The following is a 20,032-nucleotide window of genomic DNA, read 5'->3' on the forward strand; positions in this document are numbered from 1 at the left end:
TCAAATGTCTGATCGCTACCACCAATCCGAAGTCTTGCTGGAGCGCGCTCTACGTACCATCCCGCTGGGCTCGCAGACGTTCAGCAAAAGCCGCACGCAGTATCCGCATGGCGTGTCGCCCTACTTCATCGAGCAGGGGCTGGGTTGCAAGGTCACTGACGTCGACGGTAATCAGTACACCGATTTCGTGATGAGCCTCGCCGCCGTCACCCTGGGCTACAGCGACCCCGACGTGACAGCCGCCGTGGCGGCGCAGTTGAAGAGCGGCGTGATCTACACGCTGCCGCACCGCCTGGAGATGGAAGTCGCCGAGAAGCTGGCCGAGGTCGTGCCCTGCGCCGAGATGACGCGCTTCGGCAAGAACGGCTCGGACGCTACCGCTGGTGCCGTGCGCGTGGCGCGTGCCCACACCGGGCGCGAGCGCGTCGCGGTGTGTGGCTACCACGGCTGGCAAGACTGGTACATCGGCTCCACGGCCCGTCATCGTGGCGTGCCGCAGGGCGTGCGCGCGCTCACGCACAACTTCGCCTACAACGATGCCGAGGCGCTGGACAGGCTGCTCGCCAGCCACCAGGGCGAATTCGCCGCCGTGATGCTGGAGCCCATGAACGTGGCCGAGCCCTTGCCCGGTTATCTCGCCGCCGTGCGCGACATCGCCCATGCGCATGGTGCCCTGCTGGTGTTCGATGAAACGATCACGGGCTTTCGCTACGAGATCGGCGGGGCGCAACAGCGCTTCGGCGTGACCCCTGACCTGGCCTGCTTTGGCAAGGGGCTGGCAAATGGTTACCCGGTGTCGGCGGTTTGCGGCAAGGCCGAATACATGAAGGTGATGGAAGAGATCTTTTTCTCCTTCACTTTCGGCGGGGAGCTGTTATCCCTCGCGGCAGCCAAGGCCACCATCAGCACACTGCAGCGTGAGCCGGTGATCGCCGGACTCAAAGCGAAGGGCGAGCGCATCAAGGCTGGGCTCGCAGAGCGCATCACCCGGCACGCAGCGGGCGAGTTCGCAGCCGTAGCGGGCGATGCAACTTGGTCGTTCTTCATTCTCAAGGACACGCCGCGCTACACCCTGTGGCAGCTGAAGACCCTGTTCCTGCAGGAGATGTTTGCGCGCGGCTTCCTGACCCTGGGTACGCATAACGTCTGTCATGCGCATTCCGACGCAGACATTGAGGCATTGCTTGCCGCCTATGACCAGGTTCTGCCTATACTCGTGTCAGCGGTACAAAACGAAGACCTCGAAAAACAATTGCGCTGCGCTCCGCTGGAGCCGCTGTTCAAACTTCGATAAACACACGGCACGATGAAGATTGCTGTCCGCGCCGATGCCTCAAGGGAGATGGGGCACGGCCACGTGATGCGTTGCCTTGCCCTTGCCATGGCCTTGCGTGATCGCGGCGCCGAGGTGAGCTTTCATTGCCGCTCGCTTGAAGGGCACGCGTTTCCCGTCATCGGACAAGCGGGGTTCGCCTGTTTCCCCATTGCGCCTGAAGAAGATGTGCCGGCCTGCGACTGGCTGATCGTGGACCACTACGATCTGGACGCGACATGGGAAGGAGCGCAACGGCGACGCGCCGGGCGCATCATGGTCATCGACGACCTCGCCAACCGGCATCACGACTGCGACCTGCTGCTCGACCAGAACCTCAACCCCGCTGGCCCCGAACGTTACGCCCCCTTGCTTCCGCTGGATTGCCCGCAGATCCTCGGCCCGCATTTCGCACTGCTGCGCCCGGAATTTGCGTTCGAGCGCGGCCGCGTCGCGCCACGCAGCGGCCATGTGGCCCGCCTGCTGGTGTGTTTCGGCGGCGGAGATCTGGATGACGTGACGGGCTGGGTGGTCGACATGCTCGCCGAGGCGTTCCCGCAGATCAGCGTCGACGTCGTGGTGGGCGCGGCCAACCCCAATGTGCCCAGCCTGCGCCGCCGCTGTGAGCACCATCCGCACGCCACGCTGTCTGTCGCCGTCGAAGACATGGCCCGGCGCATGCGTCGCGCCGATCTCTTCATCGGCGGCGGCGGGTCCATCACCTGGGAACGTGCCGCGCTCGGGCTGCCGGGCATCACCCTGTCCATCGCGGCCAACCAGCTGCCTGTCGCGGCCGCCATTGCCGCACGCGGCGCAGGCGTCGATATGGGGCGTGCCGAAGACACCTTGCCCCTGGCCTTGCAGGCACGCCTTGGCGACCTGCTGTCGCGCCCGCAATTCGTGCAGGACATGTCCTTGCGCCTGTCGGCACTGTGCGACGGCGGCGGCGCGCGACGCGTCGCCACGAAGATGCTCAATTAGCCTGCGCCCGCAGGCGCAAACGCCTTCATTCGCAATGGCGAACGCTCGCCCAGAGCATTTGCAACCCAATCAGACAGTGCGTCGAACCCGAAGCCAATCGCTTCACAGGTGCGGTTTCAAGCGCACAACCCCGCGCCGCAAACCATCCAGCCACGCTGCGTGAGCTTGTTGGCGGGTTGCAACCCGTCCTACCGATAGCACCTGACCCACTCTGGCGACACGAACCGTCTTGCGGTGCCTCCGGCTTTTGCCGGGATAAACAGCGCACGAAGGCGCGAAGCCAGGAGCGTCCGGAAAGTCACTGGATTCCCACTCTTGCCCTCTCCCCCAACCCCTCCCCCGCAAGCGGGGGAGGGGAGCGATTAGCCTGCGCCCGCAGGCGCAAACGCCTTCATTCGCAATAGCGAACGCTCGCCCAGAGCCTTTGCAAGCCAATCAGACAACGCGTCGAACCCGAAGCCAATTGCTTCGTAGGTGCGGTTTCAACCGCACAACCCCGCGCCGCAAACCATCCAGCCACGCTGCGTGAGCCTGTTGGCGGGTTGAAACCCGCCCTGCAGGTAGCGCCTGACCTACCTTGGCGTCACGCAACGTCAAGTCGCGACGCCCAGCACGCCTCGCCAGGCCGGGCGTAACGAACCGTCTTGCGCTGCCTCCGGCTTTTTCCCGCATAAGCGCGCGCGAAGGCGGGAAAACCGGGGCGTTCAGAAAGTCACTGGATTCCCGCCTTCGCGGGAATGACGAGCATGACCCGAGGCGCATTCGCGATTTACAGGAGCCAGTTACTTGCCTTGCAATCTAAGCCAAGTTTGCAGGCACAAAAAACCGTTCCGCCATCTCTTCCAGCCCCACGTTCTCCAGCACTTCCGCAAGCCGCTCCGCTGGCTTGCGGCGCGGCAGGTTCTTGTAGCTGGCGATGATCAGTTCGTTCTTCATCGAGTGCTCCCAGCCCACCAGCTCGGTGACGCTGACCTGGTAGCCGTGTGCTTCGAGCTGCAGGCAGCGCAATACGTTGGTGATCTGGCTGCCGAACTCGCGTGTGTGCAGCGGGTGGCGCCAGAGTTCGGTGAGGGCGGATTTGCCGAGCGCCTTGCCCTTGTTCTTGCGCAGCACGGCGGCGACTTCGGCCTGGCAGCAGGGCACCAGCACGATGTGTTGCGCGCGCTTGGCCAGCGCAAAGCGGATGGCGTCGTCGGTGGCGGTGTTGCAGGCGTGCAGGGCGGTGACGACGTCGATCTGTTCAGGCAGGGCGCTTGAGGTGATGGAGTCGGCGACCGACAGATTCTCGAAGCGCATGCCGCCAAAGCCGAGTCGTTGCGCGAGTTCGCGCGACTTTGCAACCAGCTCGTCGCGCGTCTCGATGCCCCAGATCTGCCCTTGCGCGGCGTGCTCCTTGAAGAACAGGTCGTAGAGGATGAAACCGAGGTAGCTCTTGCCGGCGCCGTGGTCTACGAGCTGCAGGCCGGGCTTGTTCGCGAGCACGTCCTTGAGCAGTGGCTCGATGAACTGGAACAGGTGATAGACCTGCTTGAGCTTGCGCCGGCTGTCCTGGTTCATCTTGCCGTCGCGCGTGAGGATGTGCAGTTCCTTGAGCAGCTCGATGGACTGGCCGGGGCGGATGTCGTGGGTCTTGCTCATGGCGGGGCTTGTGCAGCGCGGGGTGTTATGGAGAGGGCGTGCCGCCGCCAGCCCGGTGCGCGGGCCGGTGGCGGCGGGGTTGGGTCATCAGACGCGCCAGCTGAAGGGGTTGAAGCTGGTGTTGCGGTCGTACCAGTCTTCCTCTTCGCGCTTCTTGAGGAAGGCGACGACGCGGTAGGTGACGGGGGTCATGAGGATTTCCCAGCCGGTCTTGAGCAGGTATTGGGCGATGACGACCTTGATGACCTGGTCGGTCGACCAGATGCCGTAGAACGCGATGAAGTAGAACAGGCCGGAATCAACCGCTTCGCCGACGACGGTGGAGCCGATGGTGCGCGTCCACAGCCACTTGCCGCCGGTCGCCAGCTTCATCTTGGCCAGCACGTAGCTGTTGACGAAGCTGCCGCACCAGAAGGCGATCATCGAGCCGACCACAATGCGCCAGGTGTTGCCGAACACCATTTGCAGACTCTCCTGGTATTTCTGGTTGAAGTCGCCCTGCGCAGCGGGCAGGCTCAGCACGGCCCAGGACATGAAGGCCGCAAACACCAGTCCGCCGAAGCCGGCCCACACCACGCGGCGGTCGCGGCCGTAGCCATAGACTTCGGTGAGGATGTCGCCAAAGATGTAGGAGATCGGGAAGAACAGCACGCCACCGCTGAAGATGAACGTGCCGATGATGGGCAGGGTGACTTCGGCCGTCTTGGCGGCGCCGATGAGGTTGGAACACAGCAGCACGCAGACGAATGCGGCCATGACGAAGTCGTAGTAGCGATAGACGCGCCCAGTGGGCGCGCCGGGCAATGGTTCGGTTTGCATGGTGACTCTCCCTGTATTGGGTGTTGCGGTCATGCCGTTCAGTCAAGCATTCGACAGCCTGCAGATCGTCATTCCCGCTTTCGCGGGAATGACGGCTGTGCGGTTTCAACTGAACTGCATTAGGGGGTTATGGGGTTTTGTTGTCGGGGGCGTGAAGCTGCCGCGGTAATTCTGACACGCGATAGCGGGACCGACGAGCGTGACGCCAAGGGCCGGGCAGGGGCAGAAAAACAAAAACCCGGCCGAAGCCGGGTTTTTTTTGGAATCTGGTAGGCGGTATTGGACTCGAACCAACGACCCCGTCCGTGTGAAGGACGTGCTCTACCAACTGAGCTAACCGCCTGCATGGCCACGCAGCGTCGCTGCGAGATCACGAGAGAGGCGAGATTATAGGGAGCAGTTTCGGGTTCGTCAAAGGTAAAATGCGCGATTCCGTTTTCCTGCTGTCCTTCCCATGACGACCGTCCGCACGCGCTTTGCCCCCAGTCCCACCGGCTTCCTCCACATCGGTGGCGCCCGTACAGCCTTGTTCTCGTGGGCGTTCGCCCGCCACCATGGCGGCCAGTTCGTGTTGCGCATCGAAGACACGGACGTGGCGCGCTCTACGCCCGAGGCCGTGCAGGCGATTCTCGACGGCATGAACTGGCTGGAGCTCGGGCACGACGAAGGCCCTTTCTACCAGATGCAGCGCATGGATCGTTACAAGGCTGTCATCGCCGAAATGCTGGCGGCGGGCACGGCGTATTACTGCTACACCCAGCCGGACGAGCTCGAAGCCATCCGCGAAGCGCAGCGCGCGCGTGGCGAGAAGCCGCGCTACGACGGCCGCTGGCGGCCCGAAGCGGGCAAGACCCTGCCGGCAGTGCCGGCCGGGGTGCAACCCGTCATCCGTTTCAAGAATCCGCTGGATGGTGTGGTGGCCTGGGATGACCTCGTCAAAGGCCGCATAGAGATCGCCAACGCCGAGATGGACGACCTCATCATCGCGCGCGCCGACGGCACGCCGACCTACAACTTCTGCGTGGTGGTCGACGACTGGGACATGCGCATCAGCCACGTCATCCGTGGTGACGATCACGTCAACAATACGCCGCGCCAGATCAACATCCTCAAGGCGTTGGGGGCGGTGGTACCTCAGTACGCGCACCTGTCGATGATACTGGGTGACGACGGCACCAAGCTCTCGAAGCGCCACGGTGCAGTGAGCGTGATGCAGTATCACGAAGAGGGTTACCTCAAGGAAGCCGTCATCAACTACCTCGCGCGCCTGGGCTGGAGCCACGGCGACGACGAAGTGTTCTCGCGCGAACAGTTCGTCGAATGGTTCGATCTTGATCACATCACGCCCTCGGCCGCGCAGTTCAATACCGAGAAGCTCAAGTGGCTGAACGCGCACTACATCAAGCAGACCGCGCCTGAAGTGCTGGCGGCTGACATCGCGCAGCGTCTCGCACAGCGTGGCGTGAGCGTTGCTGGCGGCCCGGATCTGGCGGCCGTGATTGCGCTCTACCGTGATCGCGCTTCGACGCTGGTCGAGATCGCCGATGCGGCGGCGCCTTACTACGCTGCCCTGCAGATCAGCGACGAGCTGGCGGCCCAGCACCTCACCGATGTAGCACGCGACGCGCTGGCTGCTTTGGCCGGGCGCCTGCAGTCGGCAAGCTGGGACAAGGCGGCGCTGAGCGCTGCGATCAAGGAGACCTGTACCGAGAAGGGTCTGAAAATGCCGCAACTGGCGATCCCGCTGCGCGTGAAGCTGCTGGGCGTTACCCAGACGCCGTCGATTGACGCCGTGCTTGAAGTGTTCGGTCGCGAGGCCGTGTTGCAGCGCCTCGGCTGAGCCTGAGACGTCATGCGCATATGGGTCGATGCCGACGCCTGCCCGGGCGTGATCAAGGAGATCATTTTCCGGGCGGCGGAGCGCAAGCAATTGCAGACCACCCTGGTCGCCAACCAGATGCTGCGCGTGCCGCCATCGCGCTTCATCCGGGCGGTGCAGGTGCCGAGCGGCTTTGATGTGGCGGACAACTACATCGTCGAGCGGGTGGAGGCGGGCGATCTGGTTGTGACGGCGGACATTCCGCTTGCTGCGGGCGTCATCGACAAGGGCGCGCTGGCGCTCAATCCGCGTGGCGAGCTGTACTCGGCCGCGAACATCCGCGAGAGCCTGTCGATGCGTGACTTCATGGAAGGTTTGCGCAGCAGTGGCGTACAGACCGGCGGCCCGGCAGCCTTCAGTCAGGCTGACCGCCAGCAGTTCGCCAACCAGCTCGATCGCCTGCTGGCCGGGGTGAGCGGGGCCTGAGCGGGGATTGAGCAGGGAGTGGGGTGGGGGAAACTACCCATCCTGCCCCCTAAAGATTCTGGCTCCCCAGCCCGTTGTCCTGTCCACAACAGCGTTCAGGATGATTTTTCATGACGAGCAGCCCTCCGGCCGACTATCGCGGCACCCGTGCGCACCGGCCTGATCTGGACTGGAGCCAGATCAAGGAATCTGTACTGATGCTGGAGCTGATGGCGGGCCTGGTGCGAGCCGCCATGCGCGACAGCGAGAACTCCGTAACTGAGTTGGCGACAAGCTTCTCGGCCATTGCGGACCACACCTTTGCGCTCAGCGAAGTGATTGAAAAGCTGCCTGATACGCCTGAGGTGAGCGAGCACAAGGCAACATTGGGTGGCTCGATGAGCGAAATGCGCAACATGCTCAATCGGGCCATTGTGGCTTTTCAGTTCTATGACCGCCTGGTTCAGCGCCTTTCGCACGTTGTGGACGGTCAGGCAGATTTTGCGGAGATCGTTGGCGACCCTCGTAAGCTCTACAACCCTGAGGCTTGGCTGAGTCTGCACGAACGAATCCGCAAATCCTTTTCGATGCAGGAAGAGCACACCTTGCTGGAGGCCGTGCTCAAGGGTGTCGCGGTCGAACAAGCCATCAGCGATTATCTGAAGCTCTTGCACGAGCAGAACAACGAGATCGAGTTGTTCTGACCGCCCATCAAAGCAAAGCGGCCCGCCAGTGCGGGCCGTTTGCATTTTTCGTGTAGCACTCAGATCAGGGGCACGATCAGCAGCGCCACCAGGTTGATGATCTTGATCAGTGGATTCACTGCAGGGCCTGCCGTGTCCTTGTAGGGGTCACCCACGGTGTCGCCCGTCACCGAGGCCTTGTGGGCGTCGGAGCCCTTGCCGCCGTGCGCGCCTTCCTCGATGTGCTTCTTGGCGTTGTCCCAGGCGCCGCCGCCGGTTGTCATCGAGATGGCGAGGAACAGCCCCGTGATGATGGTGCCCATCAACACCCCACCGAGGGCTTGCGGACCCAGCAGCAGACCAACGAGTATCGGCACGAGAATGGGTAGCAGCGACGGGATGATCATTTCCTTGATCGCTGCCAGTGTCAGCATGTCGACCGCGCGAGAGTAATCCGGCTTGGCTGTGCCGGCCATGATCCCCGGGATCTCCTTGAACTGACGCCGTACCTCGACCACTACGGACGCCGCAGCCCGACCGACCGCCTCCATCGCGAAGGCGCTGAACAGGTAAGGCACGAGGCCGCCGATGAAGAGGCCGATGATGACGAGGTGGTTCGACAGGTCGAAGGTCATGGCCCCTGCGCCATGGGCATTCCTGACATCCAGCGCATGGGTGTAGTCGGCAAACAGCACCAGCGCCGCCAACGCTGCGGAGCCGATGGCGTAGCCCTTGGTGACGGCCTTGGTGGTGTTACCGACGGCATCCAGTGGATCTGTGATGGCGCGTACTTCGGGTGGCAACTCTGCCATCTCGGCGATGCCGCCGGCGTTGTCGGTGATAGGGCCGTAGGCGTCGAGCGCGACGATGATCCCGGTCATCGACAGCATCGAGGTGGCTGCAATGGCCACACCGTAGAGTCCGCCCAGTTTGAACGCGGCGAGGATCGCAATGCACACGCCAATCACCGGCCAGGCTGTCGCCTTCATCGACACACCGAGGCCAGCGATGATGTTGGTGGCGTGACCGGTCTGCGAAGCGGCAGCAACATCCTGCACCGGCTTGTATTCGGTGCTGGTGTAGTACTCGGTAACGAAGACGATGAAGCCTGTCAGCACCAGACCCACTGCCGATGCGGCGAAGAGGCGCAGCGGCGCCGCGTTCACGATGCCGAGGCTGGCTTTCAGCAGGTCATCCGGCACCATGCTCCAGGTGACCACGGCAAAGCCCAGCAGGGCGACGCCGCCGGCGAACATCAGCCCTTCGTAAAGGGCTCCCATGATGCGCCGCCCGGGGCGCGACTTGACGATCAGTGCGCCGAGGATGGAGGCGACGATGGCCACCGAGCCCAGGGCCAGCGGGTACAGCGCGCCGATCAGCGCCTGGTCGGTGATGAGCAGCGCACCCAGCAGCATGGTGGCGATCAGCGTAACGGCATAGGTCTCGAACAGGTCGGCAGCCATGCCGGCGCAGTCGCCCACGTTGTCGCCCACGTTGTCGGCGATCACGGCGGGGTTGCGCGGGTCATCTTCCGGTATGCCGGCTTCGACCTTGCCAACGAGGTCGGCGCCGACGTCGGCGCCCTTGGTGAAGATGCCGCCACCGAGGCGCGCGAAGATCGAAATCAGCGACGCGCCGAAGGCCAGGCCAACCAAAGGCTTCATGCGGCTGGCGAGCGTTGCGGTATCAGGCGTGGCCTGCATGAGGATCAGGTAGTAGATCGCGACCCCGAACAGCGCGAGACCCGCGACCAGCATGCCGGTGACGGCGCCACCGCGAAAGGCCACCGCCAGCGCTTCGGCAAGCCCGGTGCGCGCCGCTTCAGCTGTGCGCACGTTGGCGCGCACCGAGACATTCATGCCGATGTAGCCGGCTGCGCCGGAGAGAATCGCGCCAAGCAGGAAGCCACCTGCGGTCAGCCAGTCGAGCAAGATGCCGATGGCGATGAAGAGGATGACACCGACGACCGTGATGCTGGTGTACTGCCGGTTGAGGTAGGCCGCAGCGCCGAGCTGCACGGCCTGGGCAATCTCCTGCATGCGCGCATTGCCGGCAGGGCGTGAAAGGATCCAGCGTGTGGTGAATACGCCGTAGAGCACGGCGAGCAGGGCACTGCCAAGGGCAAACCACAGGACTTCCGACATCTCGACTCCTCCACGGTAGCGTTGGCGGAAGGGGTGGGGCGGTACTTTGTGACCTTCCCTCGAATCGCGGGCCCGTCCGCTGCGCCAACGCTACCATCCGCGCCCGGGGCGCGCCGCTCAGGAGTTTCCCTAGGCGCTCTTGCGCCTTCCTCACGCTGAGGTCGTGTCGCAGTGCCGCAATCAGGGCAGCTGTGGCTGGCCTTGCGCGTGACGGTAGGCCGTGTGTTCGCCCAGTTCGTCGACGTAGCGCGCCATGCCATCCGCCTCGCGCTGCAGGAAGCGGCCGATCGCGTCGCGGAAATCGGCATCGGCAATCCAGTGCAGCGAATGCGTGTCGACGGGATCGAGTCCGCGTGCAAGCTTGTGCTCACCCTGTGCGCCGCCCTCAAAGCTATGCAGACCCTGCGTAATCGCGTACTCGATGGGGGTGTAGTAGCAGGCCTCGAAGTGCAGACAGGATATGCGCTCCATTGCGCCCCAGTAGCGGCCGTAAAGCACGTTGGTGTCGCGCAGCAGCAGGCTGCTGGCAACAGGCTGACCGTCGCGCGAAGCGATGATCATTACGCAGCACTCAGGCAGGCTGTCCGCCAGCGCCCTGAAGAAGGCGCGCGTCAGGTAGGGACGGCCGCCGTGCAGGGCGTAGGTCATCGTGTGGCAGCGGTAGAAGAAGTCCCAGTCCTCGTCGCTGATGTGACGGCCTTCGCGCGTTGCCATCACGACACCGGCTTCGGTCACCTTGCGGCGTTCCTGACGTATCTTTTTGCGTTTGTCATACGCAAGGCTGGCGAGGAAGTGCTCGAAATCACCGTAGCCGCGGTTTTGCCAATGGAACTGCACGTTGTGACGGAGCATCAAGCCGGCCGCTCTGGCGGCTTCACGGCTGGCTGCGTCGCAGAACAGCAGGTGCAGGGAAGAGCGCTCGTCGTCGATCGCCTGGTCCAGCATGGCCGCCAGCAACTGCCGCCGCGCCGTCTCGTCGCGGGCCAGCAAACGGGCGCCCGGCACTGGCGAGAAGGGGATGGCACACAGCCACTTGGGGTAGTAGGGCAGACCATGCCGTTCATAGGCCTCGGCCCAGGCCCAGTCAAAGACATACTCGCCCCATGAGTGCGTCTTGAGGTAGGCCGGTGCGGCGGCGATCAGCGTGTCGCCGTCCCACAGGGTGGCATGAGCCGGTGTCCAGCCCGTTTGTGCACCGACGCTGCCCGAGGCCTCCAGCGCAGCCAGGAAGGCGTGGCGAACGAAGCACTGGCCGTCGTGCAAGGCGTCCCACTGCATGGGTGGAATCTCGCGGATATGCGGGACGAGGCGGAAACCGGGTGTAGCGGTGGACATCGGTGGGCTGCGGCGTGCGGAACGAAGAACCACGACACGGTATAGTTTCACCCTTGTTCAATGCAACAGACAGGCTTTTCCCATGCTTCGCATCGCAGTCGCCCAGATCAACAGTGTCGTAGGAGATCTTGCCGGCAATGCGGCCAGACTCAAGGCTGCCGCACTGGAAGCGCGTGAGGCCGGGGCCGACATCCTGTTGTCGCCCGAGTTGGGACTCTGCGGCTATCCTCCTGAAGACCTTCTGACGCGACCGGATTTTTACGCGGACTGCGCTGTCGAGCTGAAGGCTCTGGCTGCTTCAACTGTGGGCATCGACCTGGTCGTGGGCTTCCCCTTGCGCGAAGGCGAGTACTGCTACAACGCCGCTGCATTGTTGCGTGACGGCCAGATCGCAGAGGTGTATCGCAAGCAGCGTCTGCCCAACTACGAAGTCTTCGACGAAGTCCGTTACTTCGAGCCGGGCGACGAGAGCCTGCTGTTCGATTGCAAGGGTGTGCGTGTCGCCGTCAACATCTGTGCGGATGTGTGGGGCAATGGTCCGGCCGAATCAGCAGCGCGTGCGGGGGCCGAGCTCCTGCTGGTGCTCAATGCGTCGCCTTATCACATGGAAAAGCAGCTCGAGCGCTACGACGTGCTGCGCGAGCGCATGGCGGGCTCCAGCATGGCGGTGCTCTACTGCAACCTCGTCGGCGGGCAGGACGAGCTGGTGTTCGACGGCGCTTCCTTTGCGCTCGATAGCGGTGGCCAGCTCTCCTATCAGGCTCCGTCTTTCGAGTCGCGCGTCGACGTCGTGAGTTTCGAGAACGGCCGGTTCCGCAGCAATGTGCAGGTCAAGCCACGCAGCATCGAGGCGGAAGTTTACGAAGCGCTGAAATTGGGCGTGCGGGACTATGTCGGCAAGAATGGCTTCCCCGGTGCGCTCATCGGCCTTTCTGGCGGCATCGATTCTGCACTGACGCTATGTGTGGCGGTGGATGCGCTGGGTGCCGACAAGGTGCGCGCCGTGATGATGCCTTCGCCCTACACCGCGCAGATGAGTCTCGACGACTCGCGTGCCATTGTTGCAGCGCTCGGTGTGCGTTACGACGAGCTTTCCATTGTGCCTGCCATGGAGGTGTTCGGCTCTGCGCTGCAGCCGCTTTTCGAAGGTCGTGCGCCGGACACGACCGAAGAGAACATCCAGGCCCGCATCCGTGGCGTGAACCTGATGGCGCTGTCGAACAAGTTCGGCAGCATCGTGCTGACCACGGGCAACAAGAGCGAAATGGCTGTCGGCTACGCGACCCTGTATGGCGATATGGCTGGCGGATTCGCAGTCATCAAGGACATCCTCAAGACCTTCGTCTATCGCCTGTCGCGCTATCGCAACACCCTCTCACCGGTGATTCCCGAGAACATCATCGACCGCCCGCCCTCAGCCGAGTTGCGGCCGGACCAGAAGGACCAGGATTCGCTACCCCCGTACGAAGTGCTGGATGCCATCATCGAGGCCTACATGGAGCGCGATGAGAGCCCCCGCGAGATCATCGCGCGCGGTTACAGCGAGCACGATGTGCGGCGCGTCATCGGCATGATCCGGCGCAATGAGTACAAACGTCGTCAGGCACCGGTGGGCATTCGCGTGACCCGACGCGGCTTCGGCAAGGACTGGCGCTACCCGATCACCAATCGCTATTCGGGCGCTTATTGAAGTAATATCCCGACGCAACACATCGGGACACGCATTTACCGGAGGCAACACCGTGAAGAAGATCGAAGCCGTCATCAAGCCGTTCAAACTCGACGAAGTGCGTGAAGCTCTGTCCGAAGTTGGCATCACTGGCCTGACCGTGACGGAAGTGAAAGGTTTTGGCCGCCAGAAGGGCCACACCGAGCTGTACCGCGGCGCCGAGTACGTTGTCGACTTTCTGCCCAAGATCAAGGTGGAAGTCATCATTCAGGACGGTATCGTCGAACAAGCCATCGAAGCCATCATCAAATCGGCCCGCACCGGCAAGATCGGCGACGGCAAGATCTTTGTCACCAGCGTCGAGCAGGTGATCCGCATCCGTACCGGTGAGACCGGCGAAGACGCGATCTGATTGTTCCGGTCCCTGAATGGGGCCTGTCGCTGAGATGAAAAAGCCGCCCTCGGGCGGCTTTTTGTTTTGGCTCGACTGCGTCAGGGCAGATAGGGCGCCAGCCAGCTCATCTGGGGTGCATCGGTGCTGCCGGATGGTTCCAGCGTGAACATGTAGCTGCCCCACCAAGGGCCGGCTGCCCACCAGGTCCAGCCGATCCAGACGTCCTTGTTCGATTCCAGGTGCGAGAGCATGTTGCCGATCGCGGCCTGGCATGTGGCGTTGTTGCCGCCTGCGAATTCGCCAAGGAAGCCCTTGCGGTTGTTGGTCTTGAGCCAGCTGGTGAAGTTGGCAAGACGTTCCGACCCGATGGTAGTGCTGTTGCAGCTGGCCGAAGTGCCGGAGCTGTCACCGTCGAGGTACTGGTGCACTTCATAGGCGTAGTTGTTGCCGCTGTCGACCACGCCCAGCATCACGCTTGCGTTGGCTGTGCCGTACCAGTTCTGACTCCAGCTGTGTGCGCCCGTCCAGGCATTGCCCGGCACGAGGATGAGATTGCTCGCACCGGCCGCACGGATCGCGGCAATGGCTGCGTTCGCAGCACTCAGCCAGGTTTCGGTACTCATGTCGTGTGGCTCGTTCATGAGCGCGAAGATCACGCGTGGATTGCTCTTGTAGCGCGCGGCGAGACGACTCCAGAAGTCGGCGAAGGCGCTGTTGGGCAAGCCGCTGCTGCCCACCAGGTTGCCGTACCAGCGCGCGTAGTTGTGCGGGTCGAGCACGACGTTCATGCCCTTGGCGGTGGCAGCTACCACGAAGGTATCCAGGCGGCCCAGTTCGGTGCTGTCGAATGCCGTGTTGAGGTTGGGCTGCAGTCGTTCCCAGCGGAAGGGCAGGCGAGCGACGTTCATCTTCTTGCCAAGGAAGTAGTCGACTTCGCCCTGATTCGGATAAACATAATGCGTGTTGTAGGTGCCGGGCAGCGAGCCTTCGCCGAACTCCGCACCAGCCAGGCTGACGCCACGATAAAGCAGGCCGCTGTTCGCGCTGCTGGCCTGACTTGATGACGAGCTGGACGACGACACGGTGCTTGATGCGGAGCTGGAAGTCTTCGAGGCGCTGGATGAGCTCGATGCGACTGAGGACGACACACTGCTGCTTGAAGAGGCGCTGGAGCTGCTGACGGCGCTGCTGCTGGCCAGTGACGAGGCGAGGCTGGACGAAGCAAGGCTGGACGAAGCAAGGCTGGAAGAGGCAAGGCTGGAAGAGCTGGACGACTTCGAGGAGGCGCTGCCCGAAGCTGTCGAGGTACTGCTGCTTGATGTGCTTGCGCCGGTACCGCCAGTACCACCGCCACCACCGCCCGAGCCTCCGCCGCCGCAGGCGCAAAGACTGACTAGTCCCGCAATGACGAGCGGGGTCCGCAAGGAAAACTGCATGGCATCGACCTCAGGGTATTTTTGCTATGGAGGCGATTTTCCGGCGCCTGCGGCGCGTTAAGCGCTGTGGTACGACGGGCCGCGCCCTGTCGCGACAACCGGTCAGCGGCGGCTGGAACGCATCAGCACCAGCAGCGCGCCAGCGCCACCGTCATGCACGCGCGCCTGGGCATAGGCCAGCACGTCGGCGTAGTTGGTCAGCCAGCCTGCAACGAGCTTCTTGAGGACGGGCTCCTTGCCCGGCGAGCCGAGGCCCTTGCCGTGGATGATTCGCACGCAGCGGATATCCTGCTTGCGCCACTGTGCGAAGGCCGCTGCGAGGATGTCGCGTGCCTGATCGCGGTTGGCGCCGTGCAGGTCAAGTTCGGCTTCCACCACCCAACGGCCGCGCCGCAGGTCACGCAGCATGCTGCGCGGCATGCCTTCCTTGAGGTAATGCAACTCATCGCCGCCTTCCAGCACGAGGTCGAGCGGCGTTGGCGCGTAGATCGATTCGGCCAGCGCGGCTTGCTCGTCGCGTTCGTGCTGGATGGGGAGCGGGCGCGGTTTGGGCGTTTCCTTGACGACGCGATCCGTCTGGATGGGCTTGACGCCCTGCAGTGCGCGCGCAAGTGCCTGATCCTCACTGCTGCCAAGGGGAACGGTCGTGTTGTCGAACCAGGTGTCGGGCAGGGCCAGCGGGTTGTCCGCACGCGGTGCCTTGGGGGGCTCGGGCGCTTCTTCAGGGATTCGCGGGCGGGGTACGGGCTTGGGCGCCGGACCACGACGCAACTCCACGCGGTCGGATCGGGCAATCTCGGTCGTGCCGGCCGTGGCCTGGCGGAACAGGGCTGCGTCGTCGGCAACCGGTGCGGCAACAGGTGCAGACGGCTGTTTGAGCCGACGTCGGACTTCTGCGAGGGAAGGGAGCTTGTTGCGGGACATTTCCATGTGCCCCTCAGGTGGGGTTGGCGTCAGTGGGTCAACCGACCGACGCCAACGGTTCCTGACTTACTTCAGGTTGTCGAGATAGCGCTCGGCATCAAGTGCTGCCATGCAGCCCGTACCAGCGCTGGTGACGGCCTGACGATAGACGTGGTCTTGCACGTCGCCGGCAGCGAAAACCCCGGGAATGCTGGTCTGCGTTGCGTTGCCATTGCGACCCATCTGGGTGACGAGGTAGCCGGTTTCGTCCATCTCCAGCTGCCCCTTGAAGATCTCGGTATTCGGCGCGTGGCCGATGGCGATGAACACGCCGTTGAGTGTTACGTCCACCGTCTCACCGGTCTTCACGCGCTTGATGCGCATGCCAGTCACGCCGCTGTTGTCGCCCAGCACTTCGTCCAGCGTCGAATCGAGTTCGAGCTTGATACGGCCCTCCTTCACGCGCTCCATCAGCTTGTCGACCATGATGGCTTCGGCCTTGAACTTGTCGCGACGGTGCACCAGGGTCACCTTGCTGGCGATGTTCGCGAGGTACAGGGCTTCTTCGACAGCGGTGTTGCCGCCGCCGACCACGGCGACTTCCTGGTTGCGGTAGAAGAAGCCGTCACAGGTCGCACAGGCCGACACACCGCGGCCGGCGAACTTCTCTTCCGAGGGCAGGCCGAGGTACTTGGCGGTAGCGCCGGTGGCGATTATCAATGCGTCGCAGGTGTAGGTGCCGCTGTCACCCACGAGTGTGAAAGGTCGCTCGGTGAGTTTCGTGGTGTGGATGTGGTCGTAGATCAGTTCGGTGTTGAAGCGGGTAGCGTGCTTTTCGAAGCGCGCCATCAGGTCCGGCCCCTGCACGCCATCGGCATCGGCGGGCCAGTTGTCGACCTCAGTCGTCGTCATGAGCTGACCACCCGGGGCAAGGCCAGTGATGAGGACCGGCTTCAGGTTGGCACGCGCTGCGTAGACCGCTGCGGAGTAACCGGCGGGCCCGGCGCCGAGGATGATCAGGGAGTGGTGCTGGCTTGCGGTACTCATGGCGGATTCCTGCAGGACTTTGGAGTTTGGGGGTGTTTTGTGAATCCGATTATATCTGCCGTCGACTGGTCAACTGGCCATCGTGGCTATAGCGAGAGGTAATCCTGATATCCGGGGCGCAGGTGGATTCGCCTTGAAAGCTCAAGATCCCTGCGGATGCGACCGTTCATCTATACTGCGGCCAAAGCAGGACGCGGGTTGGCCGAGGTCAAGGAAGCAGTTCTCAGGAGAATGAAGAAATGTTGCACTCGAATAACGTTTCGGTAACAGCTTTGCGAACCCTCCCGATGTTCCAGGGCATCGCCCCGGAACGTCTGGAAACGGTCTCCCGCTGCGCCACCCTGCGCCGGGTCACCCGCGGCACCGCCGTCGTACTGGCCGGGGACAATACCGACAACGTGTATTTCGTGCTGAACGGCAACCTCAAGGTCGTGGTGAGCGACGAGGACGGCCGCGAAGTCATCCTGACCATGATCGGGCAGGGCGACATCTTTGGCGAAATGGGCGTGGTTGATGAAGAGCCGCGCTCGGCCACGGTGACCGCTGTCTCGGCCGTCGATCTGGTGGTGATTGCGCAAGCGGATTTCCGCCGCATCCTGCAAGAGAACTTCGAGCTCTCGCTGCGCATCATGGGCAGCCTGGCCAAGCGTCTGCGCGACGCCGACCGCAAGATCGAAAGTCTGGCTTTGATGGACGTCTACGGCCGCGTGGCACGCCTGCTGCTGGACATGGCCGAAAAGGTGGGCGAAGAGACCATCGTGCGTAAGAAGATCTCCAAGCAGGACATCGCCAAGATGATCGGCGCATCGCGCGAAATGGTCTCCCGTGTCATGAAGGATCTGCAGACTCGTGGCCTCATCAACGAGACCGACTCCGGCGTGGTGCTCTACGAGCAGATCCACTCTGTCTGAGCTCTCTGCATATCGGTGCGCGGGCCGCGAGAGTTCTCTCTGCGGCCCTTTGTTTTTCAATGGGTTCACGCCCTGACGCCTTCTGCCCGGTGTTCGCCCGGTGGTCCGGTCGGCTGAGTGGCATGGCGCTATAATCCGCCAACTTTCCGCCGCCCCGTCGCCCATGCTTTTCAGATTTGCCAACTCGCAGGCTTCGGTCCCCCTTCCCGAGAAGATCGGTGCCTTGCTGCGCGAGGCCCGCTGGCTCGTGCTCGCCGTTGTCGGGGCTTACGTGGCCATGATCCTGTTCGGGTACGACAAGGGCGATCCGGGCTGGTCGAATGCCGTCGGGCCTGGTGTCATCCACAACCCCGGCGGTCGTTTCGGTGCCTGGCTGGCAGATCTCCTCCTGTTGTTGCTGGGCAGCTCGGCCTGGTGGGTGGTGCTGTTCCTGTTCTGGGGCCTGTTCTTCGGTGGTCGTCTACGCAGTGAGCTGGCGGGGGATCGACGTTCCTTCCTGATCGTGATCGCTGGATTCGCTGTCGTGCTGTTGTCGAGCTGCGGCATTGAAGCCCTGCGCTTCCATTCCAGCAAAGCGATGTTGCCCGATCTGCCGGGTGGCGTTATCGGTGTCGAAATCAGTCGCCTCTCGATGCAATACCTTGGTTTCACGGGCAGCACGATGATTCTGCTGAGCCTGTTTGCCGGTGGCTTGTCGGTTTTCGGTGGTTTTTCCTGGTTGTCGGCGCTAGAGAAGCTGGGGCTTGCGCTGGAGACGTCCGCGTTGTGGGTCCGTGCCCAGTACCAGGCCTGGCAGGATCGTCGCGCGGGTCAGGAAGTCGCGGAAGTGCGCGAAGAGAAGGTGCAGAAGGCGCGCAAGAAGCGCGAAGAGAAGCCCAAGGTCAATATCCACATCGAGCCGGTGATCATCGAGCCCGCCAAGGGCAAGGACAAGCCTGAAAAACTGGTGCAGCAATCCCTGTTCGGCGAGCTGCCGGTGGGTGGCTTGCCGACGCTGTCTTTGCTCGACCCGGCCTCCAGCGATGTGGAGCCGCCTTCGGTCGAATCCCTTGAATACACTTCGCGTCTCATCGAAACCAAGCTTGCCGACTTTGGTGTCGAAGTGAAGGTGCTGGCCGCCTATCCGGGCCCGGTCATCACGCGCTTCGAGATCGAGCCCGCCACGGGCGTGAAGGGCAGCCAGATCGTCAACCTTGTCAAGGATCTGGCGCGTGCGTTGTCCGTGATGAGCATCCGCGTGGTTGAAACCATCCCCGGCAAGGCCTGCATGGGTATGGAGATTCCCAACCCCAAACGGCAGACCGTGCGCCTGTCCGAGATCGTCGGCTCGCGCGTCTATGCGGATAATCCTTCGCCGCTGACCGTGGCACTGGGCAAGGATATCGGTGGCAATCCCATGGTGGCCGACCTTGCCAAGATGCCTCACCTGCTGGTCGCCGGTACGACGGGTTCGGGCAAGTCGGTGGGCATCAACGCGATGATCCTGTCGCTGCTCTACAAGTCCGAACCCGACAAGGTGCGGCTGATCCTCATCGACCCGAAAATGCTGGAGCTGTCGATCTACGAGGGCATTCCGCACCTGTTGGCACCCGTCGTGACCGACATGCGCCACGCCGGCCATGCGCTCAACTGGTGTGTGGGCGAGATGGAGCGTCGTTACAAGCTGATGTCGGCCATGGGCGTGCGTAACCTCGCGGGCTACAACAAGCAGATTGTGGAAGCGCAGAAGGCCGGCAAGCCGCTGGCGAATCCTTTCTCGCTGACGCCAGAGAATCCCGAGCCGTTGAACCAGATGCCGATGATCGTCGTTGTCATCGACGAGCTGGCGGATCTCATGATGGTGGTCGGCAAGAAAATCGAAGAGCTTATCGCCCGCCTTGCCCAGAAAGCACGTGCCGCCGGCATACATCTCGTGCTCGCCACGCAGCGCCCTTCGGTCGACGTGATCACGGGTCTCATCAAGGCCAATATCCCGACGCGCATGGCCTTCCAGGTTTCGAGCAAGATCGACTCGCGCACCATCCTTGACCAGATGGGGGCGGAGTCCCTGTTGGGCATGGGCGACATGCTCTACCTCGCACCGGGCACCGGCATGCCGACACGCGTGCACGGCGCCTTTGTCGATGACAAGGAAGTGCACAAGGTCGTCGAGTATCTCAAGACTACCGGCCAGCCGGACTACATCGAAGGCATTCTCAGTGGTGCGGAAGAGGGCGGCGGCGAAATGTCTATGGAGACGGCGGGTGGTGAAGCCGGTGATGGCGAATCCGACCCGCTTTACGACCAGGCCGTCGAAATTGTCGTCAAGACGCGGCGGCCTTCGATATCGCTGGTCCAGCGTCATCTGCGCATCGGTTACAACCGCGCTGCGCGATTGATTGAACAGATGGAAAAGTCCGGTGTCGTATCGGCCATGAGCGCCAACGGCAACCGCGAAGTGATCGCGCCTGCGCCGCGCGAGGAATGAACCCCGGAA

The 20,032-nt window shown here is 63.0% G+C and carries 17 protein-coding genes and 1 tRNA gene; 10 read left to right on the forward strand and 8 right to left on the reverse strand.

Features of this window, described 5'->3' with window-relative positions:
• Positions 1-4: 4 nt before the first annotated feature.
• Both ABEA02_RS02690 and pseG read left to right on the forward strand, forming a co-directional pair.
• The gene (locus ABEA02_RS02690; RefSeq protein ID WP_345531279.1) at positions 5-1,294 is read left to right on the forward strand and encodes an aminotransferase class III-fold pyridoxal phosphate-dependent enzyme; all 1,290 of its coding nucleotides are present in this window, start codon (positions 5-7) and stop codon (positions 1,292-1,294) included.
• A gap of 12 nt (positions 1,295-1,306) precedes the next feature.
• A complete protein-coding gene (gene pseG, locus ABEA02_RS02695; RefSeq protein ID WP_345531280.1) occupies positions 1,307-2,293 on the forward strand; it encodes a UDP-2,4-diacetamido-2,4,6-trideoxy-beta-L-altropyranose hydrolase in 987 nt (328 codons plus the stop codon).
• 798 nt (positions 2,294-3,091) lie between these two features.
• Here pseG and ABEA02_RS02700 read toward each other — a convergent pair.
• The 3 genes from ABEA02_RS02700 to ABEA02_RS02710 form a co-directional block, all read right to left on the reverse strand.
• Positions 3,092-3,931 carry a class I SAM-dependent methyltransferase gene (locus ABEA02_RS02700; RefSeq protein WP_345531281.1) on the reverse strand — a complete coding sequence of 280 codons (840 nt, stop codon included), beginning with the start codon at positions 3,929-3,931 and terminating at the stop codon, positions 3,092-3,094.
• 87 nt (positions 3,932-4,018) lie between these two features.
• Positions 4,019-4,750 carry a queuosine precursor transporter gene (locus ABEA02_RS02705; protein ID WP_345531282.1) on the reverse strand — a complete coding sequence of 244 codons (732 nt, stop codon included), beginning with the start codon at positions 4,748-4,750 and terminating at the stop codon, positions 4,019-4,021.
• A gap of 267 nt (positions 4,751-5,017) precedes the next feature.
• Positions 5,018-5,093: transfer RNA gene (locus ABEA02_RS02710), tRNA-Val, on the reverse strand.
• A 111-nt stretch (positions 5,094-5,204) separates the two neighbouring features.
• Here ABEA02_RS02710 and gltX point away from each other — a divergent pair.
• From gltX to ABEA02_RS02725, 3 genes are all read left to right on the forward strand, one after another.
• Complete coding sequence (gene gltX / locus ABEA02_RS02715) at positions 5,205-6,590, forward strand: glutamate--tRNA ligase (protein WP_345531283.1); 1,386 nt, start codon at positions 5,205-5,207, stop codon at positions 6,588-6,590.
• Between the two features lie 12 nt (positions 6,591-6,602).
• Positions 6,603-7,055, forward strand: a complete 453-nt coding sequence (locus tag ABEA02_RS02720) for a YaiI/YqxD family protein (RefSeq protein WP_345531284.1) — start codon at positions 6,603-6,605, stop codon at positions 7,053-7,055.
• 110 nt (positions 7,056-7,165) lie between these two features.
• Positions 7,166-7,738 (forward strand): hypothetical protein, encoded by a 573-nt coding sequence (locus tag ABEA02_RS02725; RefSeq protein WP_345531285.1) that lies wholly within the window; start codon positions 7,166-7,168, stop codon positions 7,736-7,738.
• 59 nt (positions 7,739-7,797) lie between these two features.
• Here the strand turns inward: ABEA02_RS02725 and ABEA02_RS02730 are convergent, their stop codons facing one another.
• Together ABEA02_RS02730 and ABEA02_RS02735 are read right to left on the reverse strand one after the other, a co-directional pair.
• Entirely contained in the window at positions 7,798-9,861 is a 2,064-nt protein-coding gene (locus ABEA02_RS02730; protein WP_345531286.1) for a sodium-translocating pyrophosphatase, read from the reverse strand.
• Positions 9,862-10,041: 180 nt separating this feature from the next.
• Positions 10,042-11,196 (reverse strand): GNAT family N-acetyltransferase, encoded by a 1,155-nt coding sequence (locus ABEA02_RS02735; protein WP_345531287.1) that lies wholly within the window; start codon positions 11,194-11,196, stop codon positions 10,042-10,044.
• An 82-nt stretch (positions 11,197-11,278) separates the two neighbouring features.
• On the opposite strand from ABEA02_RS02735, the gene ABEA02_RS02740 reads away from it, so the two are divergent.
• Both ABEA02_RS02740 and ABEA02_RS02745 read left to right on the forward strand, forming a co-directional pair.
• Positions 11,279-12,886 (forward strand): NAD+ synthase, encoded by a 1,608-nt coding sequence (locus tag ABEA02_RS02740; RefSeq protein WP_345531288.1) that lies wholly within the window; start codon positions 11,279-11,281, stop codon positions 12,884-12,886.
• Between the two features lie 52 nt (positions 12,887-12,938).
• Positions 12,939-13,277, forward strand: coding sequence for a P-II family nitrogen regulator (locus tag ABEA02_RS02745; RefSeq protein ID WP_345531289.1), 339 nt, complete (start codon positions 12,939-12,941; stop codon positions 13,275-13,277).
• Positions 13,278-13,357: 80 nt separating this feature from the next.
• Here ABEA02_RS02745 and ABEA02_RS02750 read toward each other — a convergent pair whose 3' ends face one another.
• A complete protein-coding gene (locus ABEA02_RS02750; protein WP_345531290.1) occupies positions 13,358-14,341 on the reverse strand; it encodes a glycoside hydrolase family 5 protein in 984 nt (327 codons plus the stop codon).
• A gap of 1 nt (position 14,342) precedes the next feature.
• On the opposite strand from ABEA02_RS02750, the gene ABEA02_RS02755 reads away from it, so the two are divergent.
• A complete protein-coding gene (locus ABEA02_RS02755; protein WP_345531291.1) occupies positions 14,343-14,756 on the forward strand; it encodes a hypothetical protein in 414 nt (137 codons plus the stop codon).
• Between the two features lie 41 nt (positions 14,757-14,797).
• Here the strand turns inward: ABEA02_RS02755 and ABEA02_RS02760 are convergent, their stop codons facing one another.
• Positions 14,798-15,625, reverse strand: coding sequence for a Smr/MutS family protein (locus ABEA02_RS02760; protein WP_345531292.1), 828 nt, complete (start codon positions 15,623-15,625; stop codon positions 14,798-14,800).
• A gap of 60 nt (positions 15,626-15,685) precedes the next feature.
• Positions 15,686-16,645 carry a thioredoxin-disulfide reductase gene (gene trxB, locus ABEA02_RS02765; RefSeq protein WP_345531293.1) on the reverse strand — a complete coding sequence of 320 codons (960 nt, stop codon included), beginning with the start codon at positions 16,643-16,645 and terminating at the stop codon, positions 15,686-15,688.
• A 239-nt stretch (positions 16,646-16,884) separates the two neighbouring features.
• Here trxB and ABEA02_RS02770 point away from each other — a divergent pair, with 239 nt between their 5' ends.
• The gene (locus ABEA02_RS02770; protein ID WP_345531294.1) at positions 16,885-17,556 is read left to right on the forward strand and encodes a Crp/Fnr family transcriptional regulator; all 672 of its coding nucleotides are present in this window, start codon (positions 16,885-16,887) and stop codon (positions 17,554-17,556) included.
• 163 nt (positions 17,557-17,719) lie between these two features.
• Positions 17,720-20,023 carry a DNA translocase FtsK gene (locus tag ABEA02_RS02775; RefSeq protein ID WP_345531295.1) on the forward strand — a complete coding sequence of 768 codons (2,304 nt, stop codon included), beginning with the start codon at positions 17,720-17,722 and terminating at the stop codon, positions 20,021-20,023.
• Positions 20,024-20,032 lie beyond the last annotated feature (9 nt).

The sequence above is a fragment of the Viridibacterium curvum genome (assembly GCF_039544165.1).
Taxonomy (GTDB): Bacteria; Pseudomonadota; Gammaproteobacteria; order Burkholderiales; family Rhodocyclaceae; genus Viridibacterium; species Viridibacterium curvum.